Source organism: Pedococcus bigeumensis, assembly GCF_039531795.1.
Lineage (GTDB): Bacteria > Actinomycetota > Actinomycetes > Actinomycetales > Dermatophilaceae > Pedococcus > Pedococcus bigeumensis.
Window position 1 is genome coordinate 14892 of the sequence record NZ_BAAAQS010000004.1, and the last position, 14771, is coordinate 29662.

The following is a 14771-nucleotide window of genomic DNA, read 5'->3' on the forward strand; positions in this document are numbered from 1 at the left end:
GATCAGGCCAATCCGGGGAGGAGGGAGACACCGAGGTCGATGAGCTTGATGCCGATGAAGGGGGCGACGACGCCGCCGAGCCCGTAGACGAGCAGGTTCCGCCGCAGCATCTGGGCGGCGCTCGAGGGGCGATAGCGAACTCCTCTGAGCGCCAACGGAATCAACGCCAGGATGATGAGTGCGTTGAAGATGACCGCCGACAGCATGGCCGACTCGGGCGACGACAGCCTCATGACGTTGAGGGCGTCGAGACCCGGGAAGAGCGAGATGAACATCGCCGGGATGATCGCGAAGTACTTCGCGATGTCGTTGGCGATCGAGAAGGTGGTCAGCGCCCCGCGGGTGATCAGCAGCTGCTTGCCGATCTCGACGACCTCGATGAGCTTGGTCGGGTCGGAGTCGAGGTCGACCATGTTGCCGGCCTCCTTCGCGGCCGACGTCCCGGAGTTCATCGCGACACCGACGTCGGCCTGGGCGAGTGCCGGCGCGTCGTTGGTGCCGTCCCCGGTCATGGCGACGAGCCGGCCACCTTCCTGCTCCTTGCGGATCAGGCGCATCTTGTCCTCGGGTGTCGCCTCGGCGAGGAAGTCGTCGACGCCCGCCTCCCTGGCGATCGAGGCGGCCGTGAGCGCGTTGTCGCCCGTGATCATGACGGTGCGGATCCCCATGGCACGCATGACGTCGAACCGCTCGCGCATGCCCGGCTTGACCACGTCCTTGAGGTGCACGACGCCAAGCGCCCGCGCCGGCCTCATGCCGTCCTGGCGGGCCACCACGAGTGGCGTGCCACCACTGCTGCCGATGTCGTCGACGAGGACCTGCACCTGTGGGGGCAGCACACCCCCGGACTCCTCCACCCAGTGCCGCACAGCCGATGCGGCACCCTTGCGGATGTGGGTGCCGTCCGGCAGGTCCACCCCCGACATGCGTGTCATGGCACTGAACTCGACGAACTCCGCCCCGTCGCGCATGAGGACCTGCGCGGACCGCCCGCCGTTGACGGCATGATCCGTCGTGGCCAGCTCGACGATCGACTTGCCCTCCGGCGTGGCGTCGGCGAGCGACGAGAGGTATGCCGCGTCGGGCAGGTCGTGGCTGCCGTCCTCACCGAGGGGCAGGAACGCGGTGGCGCGGCGGTTGCCGAAGGTGATCGTGCCCGTCTTGTCGAGCAGGAGCGTCGAGACGTCGCCGGCCGCCTCCACCGCACGCCCCGACATGGCCAGGACGTTGCGCTGGACGAGGCGGTCCATCCCGGCGATGCCGATGGCGGACAGCAGCGCACCGATGGTGGTGGGGATGAGGCAGACGAGCAGCGCCACCAGGACGACGACCGGTTGCACCCGACCCGAGTACGAGGCCAGCGGCTGGATCGCCATCACGGTCACCAGGAACACGATCGTCAGGGTGGTGAGCAGGATGGTGAGCGCGATCTCGTTGGGGGTCTTCTGTCGCTGGGCTCCCTCGACGAGGGCGATCATGCGGTCGATGAAGCTCTCGCCCGGCTTCGTGGTCACCCGGACGACGATGCGGTCGGACAGCACGGTGGTGCCGCCGGTGACCGCGCTCCGGTCGCCACCCGACTCCCGGATGACGGGCGCGGACTCGCCGGTGATGGCCGACTCGTCCACCGTGGCCACGCCCTCGACGACCTCCCCGTCGCCCGGGATCACCTGACCGGCCTCGACGACCACCGTGTCGCCGACGCGCAGCTCGCTGCCGGGGACGGACTCCTCGGACCCGTCGGCACGCAGCCGACGGGCGACGGTCTCGCGCTTGGCGGCCCGCAGGCTGGCGGCCTGCGCCTTGCCGCGCCCTTCGGCGACGGCCTCGGCCGCGTTCGCGAAGAGCACGGTCAGCCAGAGCCAGACCGCGACCGACCAGCTGAAGACGCTGGGGTCCTTGGCAGCCAGGCCCGTCGTGAGGACCGAGCCGACCCAGACCACGAAGATGACCGGCGAGCGGTAGACGTGACGCGGGTCGAGCTTGGCAAGTGCCTGCGGGATGACGTGCAGCAACGAGCGGGTCATGACAGAGCCTCCGCGATGGGACCGAGCGCCAGGGCAGGGAAGAAGGTGAGCCCGGCGACGACGAGGGCGATGCCGGTCACCAGGCCGACGAACAAGGGGGTGTGGGTGGGCATCGTGCCGGCCGTGGCTGGACGGATGCGCTGCCCCACGAGCAACCCGGCCAGTCGCAGCACGAGCAGCATCGGGACGAACCGGCCGAGGAGCATGCAGGCAGCCAGGGTCAGGTTGTACCAAGGGGTGTCGGCGCCGAGGCCGACGAACGCACTGCCGTTGTTGTTGGCCGCTGACGTGAAGGCATAGAGGACCTCGGTGAGCCCGTGGGGTCCGGTGGCGAGCATCGTGGAGCGTGGTCCGTCGCCGGCGAGGGAGAGGCCGGTGAAGACCAGGACCAGCACAGGCATGACGAGCACGTACAGGGCAGCGCACGTGACCTCGCGGCGCCCGATCGTCTTGCCGAGGTACTCGGGCGTGCGACCGACCATGAGGCCGGCCACGAACACGGCGAGCAGGGCCACGATGACGATGCCGTAGAGGCCCGACCCCACACCACCGGGCGACACCTCGCCGAGGACCATGTTGGCCAGCACGGTGCCGCCCCCGAGGGGGCTGAAGCTCTCGTGCATGGAGTTGACTGCGCCGGTGGAGGTGCCGGTCGTCGACGCCGCGAAGAGGGTCGACCCCCAGACGCCGAAGCGCTGTTCCTTGCCCTCCATCGCACCCGTCAACGTGCCGGAGGCGTGCACCTCGGCCCAGGTCGTGAGACCGACACCACCGGCCCACAGCACCGCGGCGAACCCCCCGAGGGCCCAGCCCTGCCGACGGTCGCCGACCATGAGCCCGTAGGTCCGGGTGAGGGCGAGGGGGATCACCAGGAGCAGGAAGATCTCGAAGACGTTGGTGAGCGGGTTCGGGTTCTCGAAGGGGTGCGCGGAGTTCGCGCTGAAGTAGCCACCGCCGTTGGTGCCCAGCTCCTTGATCGCCTCCTGCGAGGCCACCAGGCCCCCGCGGATCACCTGGTCGGCACCCGACAGGGAGTGGATGACGCTGGGGCCGTTGAGGTTCTGCACCACACCGCCGACCAGGAGCAGCGCCGCGGCGAGCAGGGAGATGGGCAGGAGCACCCGCACGACACCGCGCACCAGGTCGACCCAGAAGTTCCCGAGCGACGCTGCTGACTGGCGGGCCAACGCCCGGATCAGCGCCACGGCCACGGCCAGCCCGACCGCCGCGGACGCGAAGTTCTGGACGGTCAGGCCCACGGTCTGCAGCAGCGGGGTCGCGCCCACCTCACCGGCATACGACTGCCAGTTGGTGTTGGTCACGAACGAGATCGCCGTGTTGAGCGCCGTCGTCAGGCCCATCCCCTCGGCACCCTGCCGACCGGGTAGGTGGGTCTGGGCGACGATCAGGCCGAACAGCGCGACGACGCTCACCACGGAGAACGACACGACACTCGTCGCATAGGCACGCCAGCCCTGTTCGGAGTCCGGGTCGACGCGCACCAGGCGGTAGACGACGCGCTCCACCCGCCAGTGCCTCGGGTCGGAGAAGACCTTGGCCATCCACGCCCCGAGCGGGTGGTAGCAGAGCGCGAGGAGGAGGACGAGCAGCCCGATGGTCAGCAGGCCGCCGAGGGTGTCGGACATCAGAACCGCTCCGGCCTGATGAGTGCGTAGACGAGGTAGCCAAGGAGGGCGAGGCCGAGCACTCCGGCCACGAGATTTTCGATCACGGTGTCAGTCAACGGCTTTCATCAACCGTCGACGTTTCCGTTGACGGCGCCCTGACGCGTGTTGACGCGATCTTGACGCTGCGGCATACAGAACGCGTCAAGGGCCTTGACCGTGGTGGGGCACGCGAGGCGTGATGCCGGTATGCAGATCGAGCAGCTCTCGTCGCGGCGCCGGAACTGGGCGGTGGCCGGCGCGGCCGCGGCCCCCCTCATCCTGTGCGCGGCGATCGGCGCGGCCCCGGACAAGGTGCCCGACGCCAGCGCGGCTGTGGGGCTCGTCCTCCTGATCGTGGCCGCTGCGGTGACCGGCCTGCGGGCCGCCGGCCTGGTCGCTGCCGCGTCCAGCGCGGTCTGGTTCGACTTCTTCCTCACCCAGCCGTACCGGAGCCTGGCCATCGACAGCGCGGAGGACGTCGAGGTGGCCGTGCTGCTGCTCGTCGTCGGAGTCGCCGTGAGCGAGCTGGCGCTGTGGGGCCAGCGCCAGCGTGCCGACGTCGGACGCCAACGTGGCTACCTCGCCGGCGTCATGGCCACGGCCGAGTCGGTGGCCCTCGACGGCGACCTGGTGACCGTGACCGCCTCCGTGGCAGAGCGGATCCGAGAGGTGCTCGACCTCGACCGGTGCGAGTTCGTGGTGAGCCCGACGCTCCCGGGCGGTCCGGTGCTCCAGCGTGACGGCTCGGTCACGCGCGGGGGCACCTCGCTCGACGTCGAGCGCTCCGGCCTGCCCGTCGACCGGGTGGTCCTCCTCCCCGTGCACAGCGGACGCACCCCACGCGGCTACTTCGAGCTCACCAGCGCCTCGCACGTGTCCCGTCCGACCTCGGACCAGCGACGGGTCGCGGTGCTCCTCGCCGACCAGGTGGCCGCAGCCCCGGCCGCCTGACGCCCGCGTCACGATTTGCCGCAGGCCGGGTCTCATCGGTTGACCGGCTCACCCTCCGGTCACACCACGGGCACCCGTCGGCGGCGCACCTCCACGTCCTCCGCCGACGGGTGCCTCCGGAGCTCCAGGGATCCCCTGCGGTGCCGCAGGGCCGCAGCAGCGACGACCGCTGCCCATTGCGGGCGATCCACCGTCGAGCCCTAGGACGCCGCCATGCGTCTCGGGCTCCGTCCACGAAAGAGACCCACATTGAACGACCACCGCACACCGGCGCAGCGGTGGCGCAAGCACCGGTTGCGCCAGGTGATGCTCTTCGTCACCGTTCCCGGGGTCCTGCTGGGCACCGCCAGCATGACCGCCGCCTACTCGGCCGGGTGGATGACCCCGCCGACCCCCGTGCCCACGTGCGGCCCGGTCGTGGCGCTGGCCCCGGCTCGGGCGTCGTTCACGGTGAACGTCATGAACGCCACCGGTCGCAAGGGGGTCGCCGCTCGGGTCGCCGCCGGCCTGGCCAGGCGCTCCTTCTCGGTCGGCGACATCACCAACGCCCCGGAGGCCTGGTACGTCACCCAGACCGCAGTCGTGCACCACGGCCCCGAAGGGCTGGACCAGGCCCTGCTCACCGCGTCGCAGATCCCCGGCGCCACGCTGTTCGCCGACTCCCGCGCCGGCACGTCGGTCGACGTGGTCATCGGGCTCGGTTACCGGGCCCTGGGGCCCGCCCCGTCCGAGGTGGAGCCGGCCGCGACCGCCGGGCCGCCGACCAAGACCGTGGTCACGGTGACCCGACCCTGCCCGTGAAACCCGTCGTTCGGAGGATGCACCGGACCAGGACCCGGTGAATCCTCCGAACTCAGCGAGTGGCGGGGCGGTGCGTCAGGCGCTCATGAGCGTGCGGATGAGCCAGGCCGCCTCGGTGCGCAGACGCTCTGCCGCGCCGGAGTCGCCCGCGAGGTGCCGGATCAGGCAGTTCTCGAAGAGCCCGTCGAAGACGGAGTAGGCGGTGACCGACGGCACGGCGGGCACGGTGTCGCCCAGCTCGGCGTGCCGGGAGACGACTCGCCAGATCATCTCCTCCAGCTGGCGGTCGAGGTCGACCACGGTCGGCTGCAGGGCCACCTCGAACATGGCCTGGGATCGCAGGTCGTACCAGAGCCGGTGCATCGCCGTGTCCTCGAGCATGGTGCCCACGAGGGCGTCGGCGAAGAGGTCGGCGAGCTGCTCGCTGCTGGCCGACTGCTCGACGATCTCGTCGTAGCGCGTCACGCAGTGCTCCTTGTAGCGGCGCACGCAGTAGGTGATGAGCTCGATCTTGTCGCGGAAGTAGTAGTGCAGGACGCCGTGCGAGAAGGCAGTCTTCTGGGCGATCTCGCGCAGGCTCGTGCGGGCGAACCCGAGCTCGCCGAGAGTGGCCAGCGTCGCATCCGCCAGCTCGGCGCGGCGCGCCTCGAACTTGTCGACGTGGACCCGGTCGAAGCGGTCGGTCGGGTGCTCCACGGCCTGCGTCACGCGCACGCCTCCTGCCGAGTCGACGACGTCCTGACGATCTTCTGACGAGCCGATGACCAGCCCTGGTGAGTCCTTCGGCGCGTGCGTCCTTGGCACGCTCATCCCGGTTCCCGAGGGTAGCAAGCCGCCGGATCTTGACGAGTGTCAAGGAGAATCTTGACAGGTGTCAAGAGGCAGAGCACGCTGGCCCCACGTCGGTCGGCTGCAGTCCCTGATGCGCAGCCGGCCGGCGTACCACGCGGTCGTCGCCGTCGCCCCCGCGAGGCTCCCCACACCCTCTCCACCGTCACGATCGCGCCGGCGCCGGGTCTCTTGGGGCATGCCCGCACACGAGACCGCTGCCCATGCCACCTCGCGGCACCCCCGCTACCAATCTCCGTCCGAGGCGCGGCGCCGGCAGCGGATCGGCGACATCACCCTGAGCGCGGACACGGTGGCCACGCCGAGCGGCCTCTCGTCCACCAGGCACGTCGAGTGGCAGATCGACGACGGGAGCACTCCGCCCCACTGGCCCGCCTCGGATGCCGCCGCCGGCGCCCCGACCGGCGTCGTCGGCACCGTCCGCGTCACTGCGACGGCCCCAGGGTGGAAGCACGTCACCGCCGTGCCGGTGTCCACCCTGGCGGAAGTCACGGCCATCTACGCCAAGGTCCTGCACGCACGGCGGCTGGCCCACCAGCGCTGACGCCGTCTCCCCCTCCGGTCGCTTCCCGTCCGGTCGGTTCCCGTCCGGGTGGTGGCGTGCGGTGTGGGCGCGGCCTAGCCCGATGCCGTGGTCGAGTCGTCGAGCAGCCCCCGAGCGTGACGCCCTGCCCGGACGGCCGCGAGGACCCCCTGGTGCCCGGTGGTCCGCGACGGGTCGTCGCCCGCGACCTCTCGGGCGACCTGGTCAGTGGCCGTGGTCACGAAGGTGAGGACGAGTCGGCGCAGCCCTTGCGCGCGCTCCACGTCGTAGGGACGGGCACTGGCCGGCTCGCGCAGCCCTGCCAGCGTCGTCTCCACCAGGTCCCGGGCCTGCGCAACCACAGCCACGTCGGGCTGCCACTCGGGAGTGCGGGTGCAGGCAGCGCGCTGCAGCTCGTGCAGCAACGGCGCTTGACGGGCCCGACCCTCCTCGGAGGCGGGGATCATGGACAGGGCCTCGCGGGCAGCCCTCGCCAGGGTGGGCCAGGACGCGATGGACGTCGGGGGGCCGGACCAGCCATCCCGGTCGGTTCGGTGGTCGAGGCCAGGGTCTGCGGTGTTCGTCACTCTCGTCCTTCCACGACTCGCGATCGGCGCCGTCTGGTCGGGCGCCTCCACACAGAGACTCCCCGCACACCCCTGCGTGACGGACCGAGCCAGTCACGCTGCGTCACGTCCGAGCCGCTGTCGCGTCCCTCCAGGAAGCCGAGACGACGAAGGGAGCGAGCGTGCACGCCGTGGGCGACGCCGGAGTCGACAAGGTCGACTGGCCACCCGAGCTGCGCGTCTTCAAGACCGCGGACACCAGCCACTACGTCCTCGCGACGGCGACCTCGGCCCGCACCTGTGCCACCTGTTCGCGTCCCCTCGAGCTCGACGACCGTCGATCCCTGACCGTCCAGGTGACGGTGCCCGACCCGCCGCCGCCCCTGCCCGGGTTCCGCTACCGGCACTTCGTCGCCGAGGTCCACCACCGGTCCTGCCAGGCGCCCCGGTTGTGGGTCGTCCCCACGACAGTCGACGAAACGTCCACATTGCCGTTCACGCCGGACTCGGACATGCACTACGTCCTGATCGCTCCTCCCCACCCCGACGAGGCCGACCTGCCTGGCCTCGTCCTCACGACGCCGGACCCGGTCGTCGTCCGCGAGCTCGACCACGCGGAAGGTCGTTCGGCCTGGATCTCCACCTACCTCGAGCTCGGGTTCGAGCTGTTCGGCGTCGGCGAGCTGGGCTGGGTCACCGCGCACGCGCCCACCACCACCGCGGTCCAGGGCACCCTCGACGGCGCCCTCTTCGCACTGACGGGCACGCTCGACGGCGAGCAGGTGCCCCTCCTGCAGCTGACGCGCCGGGTGGACCACCCGGCATACCGGCGGTGGCGGCGGGCGGTGGCCGCCTCGGGCGCGCTCTGCGTCGTCTATGCCGAGTACGTCCATCTCGACACCCGCTCGGGTGCGGTCGACCTCGCCCCGGGCGGGCGGGTCGGCGACATCGCGGCCGCCGTGGTGCGGGTCGACATCTTGCCGGGCAGCGCAGACGACGTCACCGCAGATGACGTCAGCACCGGTCCCGAGTGAGGGCGCGGCTCGCGGGGCCACGATGGTCGACCCGGGTCGTCGCGTCACACTCCGGCCCCTGGCCGGTCTCCACCATTGACCTGTCATCGGGGGATGCAGGTTGCCGGAAACGGCGGGCGGGCCTGCAACCGCCCGCCGTTTCCTACCCTGCAGCTGAGGGTTCAGCCGTCAGGCCGGATGCCCCGCGAGGAGGTGCCGGACCCGGGGCGCCATCGCCGCCGGACAGCCCGCCCTGACCACCCGTCCCAGGATGATGGTCGCCCCGCAGTCGGCGGCCCGCTCCATCCCGCGGACACTGCCGAAGGCCACGATCGAGTGCGAGAAGCCGCCGTACCGGATCTGCCTGACGTGGATCGCCTCGTGGGCCATGACCAGCTTGGTCTTCGACCAGGTCATCCCCGGCTGGATGTAGACGGTCGACCGCGCGGGTCCAGAGCTGTGGAACACCGTGAGGCCACGCACGTCGCCGCGCGTGTGCCTGCGCGCATGGTCCATGGTCCAGCGGGCGTTCCCCGCCGGGTCGAGAGCGCGGACCCAGGCGGTGAAGGTGGTCTCTCCCGCGCGGACGGCCTTCGCACCGCCGGTCGAGCGGCAGGTGACGGACACCGAGATCCACCTGGTGGCGCGGATCCGCAGCCACCCCCGGGTGGTCGTCCCTCGGACCATCGTGCCCTGCTTCAGCGTGGTCATGACGCGGTGGGAGAGACCGGGGCCGGAGCGCACGTTGGCCACCCGCACACAGACCCGACGGGCCTGCCGGGGCGACGAGGTGGATGCCAGCTGCCCCGTGCCCGTCCGGGGCGTCGGTCGAGCCGGACCCGCCCACGGCAGACGGATCGGCAGGTCGGGTCGCAGCTGGCTGGACGCGGCTGTCGGCGCGTCGGTGACCGCTTCCCCGACAGCCTCCCCACCGGCCCGCGCGGAGGTCGTCGGGACCGAGAGGGCCACGACGGCCACGACGGCCACGACGGCCCCGGCCGCTGCACAGCACGAGCCGCGTGCGCGTCGTCGGGACGGGTGGTGGTGCTGCTGGGAAGCGAGCGGGCGATCGGCCCGACGGGTCCTGGTCGACGTTGCGAAGGTCATTCGAAGTCACACCTCTCCAGGCATAGCGAATTCCCTCGAGGACCGGTGGCCCACGAGAGCCGTGCTGGACGCCCACTCCCCGAGCACCCCGGCACGACTGCCGCGCCTGCCGCGCCTGCCACCACTACTGCGGGGGCCGACCCCGGAGGCTGGAGGGGAACGGTGTCACCCCATAGACCGATCCGGGCAATCGGGCATTACGGACCGGGCGGCCCCTCCACGGCGGCAGGTCGCGACGAGGCCATGCGGCGGAGCAGGGCGATCAGCTCCAACGCGGCGGCCGCCCTGAGCTTCCGCGCACGGGCGGCCTTCGGGAGGACCTACCGCGACCGGGTCGCGGCGACGATGCCGCCGTGGAGGGCCTGCGACGACGCGCCGGCGAGCCGCAGCGCCTGAGGCAGCACGGATCGCGTCATGCATCGCGCGCTGGGGAGTCTTCATGCGTGGAGAGCAGGGCTTTCGGCGATCGAGGATGTGGGCAGGTGAACGAGTCGCAGGTTCCGCACGGCGCGGGCGACATGGAGCGCATTGCGCGGATCATGTACTCGATGGAGATCGACGAGATCGACATGCCCCATGTCGTCGTCACCAACATCTCCGGGTGCGCGTTGGCCACGTACTCCGGCCCGTACGCCAGCGGCCTCGCCGCCCTTGCGGTCGCCGAGGCCGAACGCCGAGCCGACCTTGCAGCAGGAGGCAGTGGCGACGTGCGCTTCAGCGTCGCGCCCCTCTACCCCGGTCTGGATCTCCAGGACCTGCAGGAGCTCCCCGCTGCACACGCCGAGCCGGAGTCGGGCCCTGACTGTGGATGACCTCGACGAGCCGACTCCTGACGCGGCGCTGCTGGATCGTCTCCGAGCTGGGGACCGTGAGGCTGCCGTCGACCTCTGGACGAGGCACTACCCGTCCGTGCTCCTGGCCGCCCGGCGGGTGACGCGACAACCGCGCGATGCAGAAGAGATCGCGTCGGACGCCTTCTCGGGGATGCTCTCGGCCCTGTCCGGTGGCGCGGGCCCCACGACGTCGGTCCGCGCCTACCTCGTGACGTCGGTGCGCAACCTCGCCGCGAGCCGAGCCACCCGCTCTTCCGCCGGCGACGTGATGACCGACGACGTGGCCCTCTTCGACAAGCCGACCGCCGACACGACTGCCCACATGAGCGAGCTCCAGCTCGTCCGAGTCGCGTTCGCCGAGCTGCCGCAACGGTGGCAGATCGTGCTGTGGCGCACGGCCGTCGACAAGGACAGCAACATCGAGGTCGGCCGAGCCATGGGCCTGTCTCCCAACGGTGTCGCGGCCCTGGCCAAGCGCGCCCGACGCGGCTTCCGCCTGTCCTACCTGCGCGCCCACCTGTCGGACCGGGGGGTGGAAGCCCAGTGCAAGCCCTTCATCGACGGGCTCGCAGACTTCTCCATCTCCGAGCCGGACGCGCCCTCCGCGCTGACGGCCCACGTGGCGAGCTGCGTCGCGTGCACCCACCGCATCGACGAGCTCCGGGCAGTCAACCTCCACTTCGCCGGCGTCCTCGGCCCGGCCATCGTCGGCCTCTTCCCGTCGAAGATGCTCTTGGGTGCGGCCGGCGTGAGCGCGGCCGGGGGCGCTGGTGCCGCGGGCGGGGGTGCCGGCGGCGCGGGCGGGGGCGCCGGCGGCCTGCTCGGCGGCCCCGGCCCGACGACGAACCTCCTCGGGTTCCGACCGGGTGCGCGCTGGGCTCTCGGCTCAGCGGCCATGGCCGGAGCCGCCGTCGCCATCCTGTTCGCCACGAGACCCGAGGTCATCACGCCACCTCCGGTGGCGCAGACCCTGCCGAGCTCAGCACAGCCCTCTGCCTCCCCCTCCCCCACGACGCGGCCGCCGACGGTCCCGCGCAGGACGGCCCCCCCGCGGACGTCGACCGCGGCGCCGACCACCCCGATGCGCTCGACCACGGCGCCAGCGCCCAGCCCGGCGGCGGTCGCCCGCCCCTCCTCCGCTGCCGCGACCCCCTCCTCCGCCGCCGCGACCCCCACCACCACCACCGCCGCACCACGGACCAGTCCCTTGGCCGTGGACCTCGAGATCACCGGTCCTCGGTCCGGCACCTCGATCCAGGTGTCAGCAGCCGCCGAGGGCATCGTCGGCCCACTTCGCCTGGTGCTGGAGCTGCCCGACGGCGTGAGCCTTGCCGGGAGCGAGGGCGCCTGGGACCCGTGCACGCAGAGTCAGAACGTCGTGACGTGCACAGCTCGTGCAGCCGCGGACGGCCGATGGAGCGGCACGATCCACACGGCCTGGGCTGCCGACTCGCAGGGCCGGGTGCGTGCCACCGTGAGTGGCACGTACAGCAATGGCTCGCCAGCGACGGGCTCTGTCGGGACCACTTGGCCCCCGTGAGCTCCCGCTCTCGGCGCAACCCACCACCCGGCGACCATCGTCGTGAATGCATCATCCCGCAGGAGGTCGTGATGAAGGCATCTGACCGTACGCCCGTGTCGACCCGGGACCTGGAGTCCCTGAGGCAAGCGGTCGGGTGGGCCAACTTCCTCAACACCGACCCCACCCGGACCGACCTGCTGGATCCGTGCTGCATGCTCGAGGCACTCTCCGACGTGTACACCGCCGCGCACCACCTGGTGCACGAGAGCAACCAGTGGCGGGCCGACCTGGCCTCGGGCTCCGCACCCTGAGCGCTCCCTGTCGTGCCCTCGTCGCACTCCCCCATCGCGGTCCACCCAGTATCAGGTGCGCTCTCTCGCCGTGCGCTCCCCATGACGCTCGGCCGTCGGGGCAGGAAACGAGAGAGCCGGTTCCGACATCGGAACCGGCGGCATCGGCGTTGTTGAGCGTGCCTTTCGCCGACCAGAAACCCTTGTCGTCGGGCGTGCACTCGGCAGTCGGGCGGCGTAGTCCCCCTGCAACCACGCCGCCCACCCGTACGACGTGCAACGGGCCCCATGGTGACGCGAGGCCTGCACCGCGGCTCGCCTCCCGACAGGCAGGTATGCCGTGGCCCGCCTGAACGACGGGCGCCCAGGGGGTGAGGGGTGCGGGCGCCCGTCGTTCGTGACGAACGGCTGCCGAGTCCGTCAGGGGGTGACCTGGTGGCTGCCGTCCGCGACCGGACCACTGGCTGGGTGCTCCGGTCAACCACTAGGACGCGCAGGCCCCCGGGGTCATTACGTCGGGGTCATCACGCCGGGGTCATGGGGTGTTGTCTGCGGCCGCTGGCACGGTGGTCGGATGAGTCACACACCGAGCACTCCGAGGACTCCGGACCGACCGCGGGGCGACAGCCCCGTCGTCCTCACCCTGTGCGCAGTGCAGTTCGTCGACGTCATGGGTGTCACGGTCGTGGTCACGACCCTCCCCGAGATGTCCCAGGAGCTCGGTGGCGGTCGGGCGGGCGGCACTGCCGTCGTCACGGCATACGCCATGGCCTTCGGTGGCCTCCTGATGGTGGCCTCCCGGCTGGGCGACCGGCACGGTCACCGCAGGCTGCTCGTCTGGTCGGTCCTCTTGTTCAGCCTCGCCTCGGTGCTCGCCGCGGCCGCGAGCTCGATGGTCGTCCTGGCAGGGGCTCGCGCGCTCCAGGGCGCGGCGGCCGCAGCGTCGGTGCCGGCGGCCCTACGGCTGCTGACCTCGGTCATCCCGGCGGGCCGCGCCCGACAGCGGGCCGTGGCTGCGTGGAGCGCAACCGGGGCAGCCGCGGGAGCCCTCGGGTTCGTGGTGGGAGGCTCGCTCACCCAGTGGGCCTCGTGGCGACTGGTCTTCGTGGTGATGCTCGTCCTGGGGGTGGCTCTGGTCGCGGCCACGATGGCCTACTTGCCGTCGACGTCGGCGACGCCGGACCCGCCGGTGGTCCCATGGGTGCCGGGGCTGACGCTCGCGACCTCCATCGCGTCGATCGTCGTGGGAGCCACGCTGCTGGGGGACGGTAGGCACCTGGGTCTCGGACTCTGCGTGCTGGCTCTCGCGGCGGCCGCCGCGATGACCCATCGCGCACTCGAGCGGCGCGGTGCGGCCGAGCTGGTGCCGACGGCCGTGCGTCGCTCCCCGAACGTGCGATGGGGTGCGGTCGCCTCGGCCGCGAACACCGCCACGACGAGCTCGTCCATCACGGTGGCGACCCTCTTCCTCCAGAGCGACCTCGCGCTCTCCCCCCTTCGAGCCGCAGGCGTCCTGCTGCCGGTCAGTCTCGCGGTCGTGCTGGCCTCCACGGTGGCCCCCCGCCTGATCCGGGCGCGCGGCTGGTCGGTCACCACCGCGACCGGCCTGGTGGTGATCGGTGCCGGCAACCTGGCGATGGCCGCGACGCCCACTCCGCTGGGTATCGGGGTCGCCAGCGGGGTGTGCGGTGCCGGACTCGGTCTCGCGTCGGTCGCAGCCAACGACCTGGGCACGACCGTGACGACCTCCGCGAAGTCCGCCGCCGCGGCGCTGCTGAACACCACGGCACAGAGCGGCACGGCCATCGGCACCGCCGTGGCGCTGTTGCTGGCTGGGCTCCTCGGACCGCGTGGCACCTGGGTGGCGCTCGCGGTGGCCGCGGTCGCCGTGGCCACCGCCGCACTCGGCTCGGGCCGGTCGGGCACGGCCGCGCGAGTGGGGGCGGACTGACGAGCCCCGCGGCCGGCGCGGGTCAGCCCATGGGTCGGTACTGGTCGGCCCAGCCTGCCCCGGTCCACAGCTCGAGGAGCCCGGGACGGTACGGGGACGGGTAGAAGCCAGGGGCGTCGAACGAGCGGTCGGGCGCGTGCAGGACGCGGCCGGTGCGCCCGTGCAGCGCCCAGATTCCTGCGCAGTTCCAGGGCGTCTGTCGCTCACCGTAGGCGAACTGCCGCGGGTAGTGCCGGTTCGCCCGCAGGGTCAGCTGCGCGGCCAGGACCTGAGTGGTGACGTAACCGGCGTCGATCTCGGCGAGCAGGCGCTGGCTCATGGCCCGCAGCTCGTGCAGGAGGACCCCTACCCAGGCCACCATCGAGGCGGCGAAGACCCAGCCGCGGCCGCCGCTGTCGACCACGGACCGGTCGTCCAGCAGCAACTTCGAGAACAGGGCCGAACTGAGGATCGCTCCCACGAACTCCCCCACGACCCACCAGAGGATGGTGTTCGCACTGCGACCGGGGAGCAGGGCCGGCGGCTGGTCGGGGACCGGACGCACCTGCCCCCGCGCGACCGCCCGGTCGTAACCGGCAACGTCGCGAGGCAGGACGTCGAACGGCGGGCTCGCCTGCAGCACGGCCGGCCTCAGACCAGGGCGGGGCCGTCGGGCGCGGTGCCGTCGGGCG

At 71.7% G+C, this 14771-nt stretch carries 15 protein-coding genes; 8 read left to right on the plus strand and 7 right to left on the minus strand.

Annotated elements, in window-relative coordinates; genetic code table 11:
* Positions 1 to 2: 2 nt before the first annotated feature.
* From kdpB to kdpF, 3 genes are read right to left on the minus strand one after another with little or no spacing between them, the layout of a single operon-like run.
* Positions 3 to 2027, minus strand: a complete 2025-nt coding sequence (gene kdpB / locus ABD262_RS15640) for a potassium-transporting ATPase subunit KdpB (RefSeq protein ID WP_344138274.1) — start codon at positions 2025 to 2027, stop codon at positions 3 to 5.
* The gene (gene kdpA, locus ABD262_RS15645; protein ID WP_344138276.1) at positions 2024 to 3673 is read right to left on the minus strand and encodes a potassium-transporting ATPase subunit KdpA; all 1650 of its coding nucleotides are present in this window, start codon (positions 3671 to 3673) and stop codon (positions 2024 to 2026) included. Before kdpA ends, kdpB begins: the two co-directional genes overlap by 4 nt.
* The gene (gene kdpF, locus ABD262_RS15650) at positions 3673 to 3771 is read right to left on the minus strand and encodes a K(+)-transporting ATPase subunit F (protein ID WP_344138278.1); all 99 of its coding nucleotides are present in this window, start codon (positions 3769 to 3771) and stop codon (positions 3673 to 3675) included. The genes kdpA and kdpF overlap by 1 nt, the downstream gene beginning before the upstream one ends.
* Before the next feature lie 130 nt (positions 3772 to 3901).
* Here kdpF and ABD262_RS15655 point away from each other — a divergent pair, with 130 nt between their 5' ends.
* Together ABD262_RS15655 and ABD262_RS15660 are read left to right on the plus strand one after the other, a co-directional pair.
* Positions 3902 to 4645, plus strand: a complete 744-nt coding sequence (locus ABD262_RS15655; protein ID WP_344138280.1) for a DUF4118 domain-containing protein — start codon at positions 3902 to 3904, stop codon at positions 4643 to 4645.
* A gap of 249 nt (positions 4646 to 4894) precedes the next feature.
* Positions 4895 to 5446, plus strand: coding sequence for a LytR C-terminal domain-containing protein (locus ABD262_RS15660; protein WP_344138282.1), 552 nt, complete (start codon positions 4895 to 4897; stop codon positions 5444 to 5446).
* Between the two features lie 75 nt (positions 5447 to 5521).
* Here ABD262_RS15660 and ABD262_RS15665 read toward each other — a convergent pair whose 3' ends face one another.
* Complete coding sequence (locus ABD262_RS15665; protein WP_344138284.1) at positions 5522 to 6154, minus strand: TetR/AcrR family transcriptional regulator; 633 nt, start codon at positions 6152 to 6154, stop codon at positions 5522 to 5524.
* Between the two features lie 319 nt (positions 6155 to 6473).
* On the opposite strand from ABD262_RS15665, the gene ABD262_RS15670 reads away from it, so the two are divergent.
* The gene (locus tag ABD262_RS15670) at positions 6474 to 6839 is read left to right on the plus strand and encodes a hypothetical protein (RefSeq protein ID WP_344138286.1); all 366 of its coding nucleotides are present in this window, start codon (positions 6474 to 6476) and stop codon (positions 6837 to 6839) included.
* A 74-nt stretch (positions 6840 to 6913) separates the two neighbouring features.
* Here ABD262_RS15670 and ABD262_RS15675 read toward each other — a convergent pair whose 3' ends face one another.
* A complete protein-coding gene (locus ABD262_RS15675; RefSeq protein ID WP_344138288.1) occupies positions 6914 to 7285 on the minus strand; it encodes a hypothetical protein in 372 nt (123 codons plus the stop codon).
* Positions 7286 to 7575: 290 nt separating this feature from the next.
* On the opposite strand from ABD262_RS15675, the gene ABD262_RS15680 reads away from it, so the two are divergent.
* Positions 7576 to 8418, plus strand: a complete 843-nt coding sequence (locus tag ABD262_RS15680; RefSeq protein WP_344138290.1) for a hypothetical protein — start codon at positions 7576 to 7578, stop codon at positions 8416 to 8418.
* Between the two features lie 168 nt (positions 8419 to 8586).
* Here ABD262_RS15680 and ABD262_RS15685 read toward each other — a convergent pair whose 3' ends face one another.
* The gene (locus tag ABD262_RS15685) at positions 8587 to 9504 is read right to left on the minus strand and encodes an SH3 domain-containing protein (protein WP_344138292.1); all 918 of its coding nucleotides are present in this window, start codon (positions 9502 to 9504) and stop codon (positions 8587 to 8589) included.
* 482 nt (positions 9505 to 9986) lie between these two features.
* Between ABD262_RS15685 and ABD262_RS15690 the strand changes: the two genes are divergently transcribed.
* From ABD262_RS15690 to ABD262_RS15705, 4 genes are all read left to right on the plus strand, one after another.
* On the plus strand, positions 9987 to 10316 hold the full coding sequence (locus tag ABD262_RS15690; RefSeq protein ID WP_344138294.1) for a hypothetical protein: 330 nt from the start codon (positions 9987 to 9989) through the stop codon (positions 10314 to 10316).
* On the plus strand, positions 10309 to 11877 hold the full coding sequence (locus ABD262_RS15695) for an RNA polymerase sigma factor (protein ID WP_344138296.1): 1569 nt from the start codon (positions 10309 to 10311) through the stop codon (positions 11875 to 11877). The genes ABD262_RS15690 and ABD262_RS15695 overlap by 8 nt, the downstream gene beginning before the upstream one ends.
* 95 nt (positions 11878 to 11972) lie before the next feature.
* Positions 11973 to 12170 carry a hypothetical protein gene (locus ABD262_RS15700; RefSeq protein ID WP_344138298.1) on the plus strand — a complete coding sequence of 66 codons (198 nt, stop codon included), beginning with the start codon at positions 11973 to 11975 and terminating at the stop codon, positions 12168 to 12170.
* Positions 12171 to 12801: 631 nt separating this feature from the next.
* Positions 12802 to 14100 carry an MFS transporter gene (locus tag ABD262_RS15705; protein WP_344138300.1) on the plus strand — a complete coding sequence of 433 codons (1299 nt, stop codon included), beginning with the start codon at positions 12802 to 12804 and terminating at the stop codon, positions 14098 to 14100.
* A 22-nt stretch (positions 14101 to 14122) separates the two neighbouring features.
* On the opposite strand, the gene ABD262_RS15710 is transcribed toward ABD262_RS15705, so the two are convergent.
* A partial coding sequence (locus tag ABD262_RS15710) for a hypothetical protein (protein ID WP_344138302.1) occupies positions 14123 to 14771 on the minus strand: 649 nt, incomplete at its 5' end.